Annotated in this window: 3 protein-coding genes; all 3 read right to left on the minus strand. The window is 69.7% G+C overall.

The features are described from left to right. Positions 1–1,727, minus strand: a 1,727-nt coding sequence (locus CCN39_RS38440; protein ID WP_244211184.1) for a non-reducing end alpha-L-arabinofuranosidase family hydrolase, incomplete at its 3' end; no start/stop codon positions are given. 23 nt (positions 1,728–1,750) lie between these two features. Further along, on the minus strand, positions 1,751–3,112 hold the full coding sequence (locus CCN39_RS38445; protein WP_086850748.1) for a glycoside hydrolase family 43 protein: 1,362 nt from the start codon (positions 3,110–3,112) through the stop codon (positions 1,751–1,753). 28 nt (positions 3,113–3,140) lie between these two features. After that, positions 3,141–3,407 (minus strand): cellulose binding domain-containing protein, encoded by a 267-nt coding sequence (locus CCN39_RS52175; RefSeq protein ID WP_279629610.1) that lies wholly within the window; start codon positions 3,405–3,407, stop codon positions 3,141–3,143. Between the last annotated feature and the right edge of the window lie 129 nt (positions 3,408–3,536).

The following is a 3,536-nucleotide window of genomic DNA, read 5'->3' on the forward strand; positions in this document are numbered from 1 at the left end:
GTGCCGTTGAGCCGGAACTCCGACGGGGTCGGGTTGGCCGAGGTGAACGAGCCGTTGAAGCCGAACTCCGCCTTGCCGCCGGTCGGGATGGCCGCGTTGTAGGTGACGTTCTTCGCGCTGACGGTGGCCCCGGCCTGGGTGATGGTCGCGTTCCAGTGCTGGCCCACCTGCTGGCCGGAGGTGAACAACCAGGTCAGCGTCCACCCGTCGACCGCGTCGCCGAGGTTCGTGATCGACACGGAGGCGCCGAAGCCGCCCTGCCATTCGGAGGTCTTCGTGTAGGTGACCGAGCACCCGGCCGCGGCGTGCGCGGNNGAGTTCGTCTGGGTGAGCAGGCCGAGGCGCCAGGGCAAGAGGTTGTACTCGCCGCTCGCGTTCGGGTCCAGGCCCTGGTAGAGGTAGCTCAGCCTGCAGGGGCTGATCTCCATGGTCTGGTCGGGATTGGTGCGCACCAGCTCGCCGTGGCTGATGTCGCGGGTCCACGCGCCGCCGGGGAAGGCGACGTTGTTCGCGCGGGCGAACGGGTTGCTCTCGGAGTCGGCGAGCGCGGTCCACGGGCCGGTGATGCCGGGTGCGGTCCAGGACCGGAAGTAGCGGCGGTTGTCGGTCCCGATCGCCTCGACGACCAGCAGGTACTGGTTCTTCCCCGCGATCTTGTACACAGTGGACGCTTCGAACAGCCGGTTGCGGTTCGCGTCGCCCATCGCGATCACGGTGTTGGTGAAGCCGTTGGGGAAGTTCGCGAGACTGGTCTCGGAGCGGTAGAGGTGACCGTTGTCGTCGGAGGAGAAGAGGTAGCACTTGGCGCTGTCGCAGACGGTCCAGAAGTCCACCCAGTAGCCGTTGCCGATGTTGTCCTTGACGATCTGCGGCATCGACGCGTAGAAGTTCTTCGGCGCGGACCAGGTTTCGGGCTTGCCGATGTCGCTCGTGGTGGAGTACGAGCCGCCCGCGCCGGTCTGGTAGACCAGGTACCACAACCGCTGCGGGGCGAAGTAGAACACCTGGGGCGCGGCCCGGTACCCGGGGCCGATCGCGGACCGGTCGAGGTAGTGGTGCGGGGCCGCCGACGCCTGGGACCAGTCGGTGAAGCTGGTGTACATCAGGTTGTAGCCGGTTGTGTAGGTCGAGGCGAACACGTGGTACTTGCCGCCGTGGTGGATGACGCTGGGGTCCTTCACGGCCACGTTCGCGTGGCCGGCGTCGGGCTTCGGGCCGATCAGGACGCCGGAGGAGGACCAGCGGAAGCTCGAGGGCAGGTTCCCGCCCGGCGGCGGGGTCGTGGTCGTGGTGGGGGTGGTCGTCGGTCCGGGCGGGCCCGTGCACGGGGTCCCGTTCAGGCTGAACTCGGCCGGGCTCGGGTTGTTCGTGCCGTCGGCGGTGCCGTTGAAGCCGAACTCCACTTTGCCTCCGGCCGGGATCGACGCGTTGTGGGCGACGTTGCGGGCGGTGACCTGCGCACCGCTCTGGGCCACTTCGGCGTTCCACGCCTGGGCGACGCGCTGCCCGGCGCCGAAGGACCAGGTCAGCGTCCAGCCGCTGACCGCGTCACCGAGGTTGGTCACCGCGACGTTCGCGGTGAACCCGCCCGGCCACTGGGACGGCGCCGAGTAGGCCACCGAACAGCCGGGAGCGGCCACGGCGGGCGGCGACACCGCGAACAGGGTGGCGGCCAGGCCGGCGACGACCGTGGTCGCCGCCGCCAGGGCCGGGCGGGGTGCGGACATGGTTTCCCTTCGCTGCGAGGGGATCAGGCGGTGAACTGCCACCAGTTGACGTTGAACAGGTAGCCGCTGCCGCCGGTGAACCGCAGGACCAGGTCCTGCGTGCCGGTCACGCCGCTGACCGGGCAGGACACCGACGTCCACGTCTGCCAGCCGCCGGTTCCGGGTACCGTGCAGCGGCCCACGACGGTGCCGGTGGCGCTGCCGAGGCGGACCTCGATCGTGCCGCCGGAGCTCGCCGAGGCGACCCGGGCGGTGAACGTCTTCGCGCCCGCACCGAAGGCGACGTTGCGGACCTTGACGTTGTCGCCGTTCTCGATCCAGCCGATGTTCATGCCGCCTTCGGACGCCGGCTCGGTCTCGATCCCCGCTTCCCGGTTGATGGTTTCCGCTTCCTGCCGGGTGTAGGGGTCGAGCGTGTCGGCCGGCGGCGGCCCGCCCGTGGTCATGGTGATGGTCGGGATGCTGCCGTCGGCGTTGTAGGCGAACTTCTCCACCGACACCGAGCGGGTGTAGCCGCCCCCGCCCGGCAGGGCGCCGTTGTGGTAGAAGAAGTACGAGCTGCCCTTGTAGTCGACGATCCCGGGGTGGTTGGTGAAGCTGCTGCCCTGCGTGGGCATGACCGTGCCGCGGTAGGTCCACGGGCCGGTCGGGCCGGGCGCGGTGGAGTAGGCGATGAACTCCGAACAGCACTTCGCCGCGAACACGTTGTAGTACGTGCCGTTGCGCTTGTAGACCCAGGGGCCTTCTTCGTACAGCGTCGGGCGGTTGCCGCCGTTGGGGCGGGTGCCGAACCCGGCCGTGGTGAGCGGGATCTGGTTGATCCCGCCCGAGTACGACGTCATGTCGGTGTTGAGCCGCACGTACGACAGGTTCGGGTTGCCCCAGTACAAATAGGCCTGGCCGTTGTCGTCGATGAAGACGGTCGGGTCGATCTCCCCGTTTTCGACGAGCGGGCGGCCGATGGCGTCGCGGAACGGCCCGGTGGGGCTGTCCGCGACGCCGACGCCGATGGCCATCCGGCCGGTCGCCCGGTTGACCACCGGGACGTACCAGTAGAACTTGCCGTTGCGCTCGACGGCCTGCCCGGCCCACGCGTCCTGCTTGGCCCAGCTGAACGTCGCGAGGCTCATCGGCGAGCCGTGGTCGGTCCAGTTGACCATGTCCGCGGACGACCAGACCCGCCAGTCCTTCATGCTGAAGTAGGTCGAACCGTCCTCGTCGTGTCCGGTGTAGAGGTAGACGCGGCCGTTGTGCACCAGCGGGGCCGGGTCGGCGGTGTAGATGTGCTGCACGATCGGGTTGTCGGCGTGCGCGGTGCCGGGGAGGAGCGCAGTTGCGCAGAGGGCCGCGGTCAGCCAGGCGAGCACGCGCTTGCGGTGGGGCACGGTGGTCTCCGTTCGTCCGGGAGCGGGATCAGCTCGCTGCGCAGGTCGACGTGATGCCTTCGGCGCTGCCGGTGCCCTGGAAGCCGAACTCGGTCGACTGCCCGGCCGCGACGGTGCCGTTGTAGGAGACGTTGGACCAGGTGACGCTCCCGGTGGTGCCGCTGTTGGTGGCGCTCCAGCCGTTGGTCACGGCCGCGCCGCCGGGCAGGCCCGTCGTCACCCGCCAGCCGGTGAGGCCGCTGCCGCCCGCGGTCACCTTCACCGTGGCCACGAAGCCGCCGTTCCACGAGTTCAACGAGACCGAAGCGGAGCACCCGCCCGGGTTCGGGGTGGTCGGGGTCGTGGGAGTGGTCGGGGTGGTCGGCGTCGTGGGGGTCGTCGGCGTGGTGGTGGCCGGGGTGGTCGACGTCGGCGTGGTGGGCGT

The organism is Amycolatopsis kentuckyensis (assembly GCF_002155975.1).
In the GTDB taxonomy this organism is placed as follows: domain Bacteria; phylum Actinomycetota; class Actinomycetes; order Mycobacteriales; family Pseudonocardiaceae; genus Amycolatopsis; species Amycolatopsis kentuckyensis.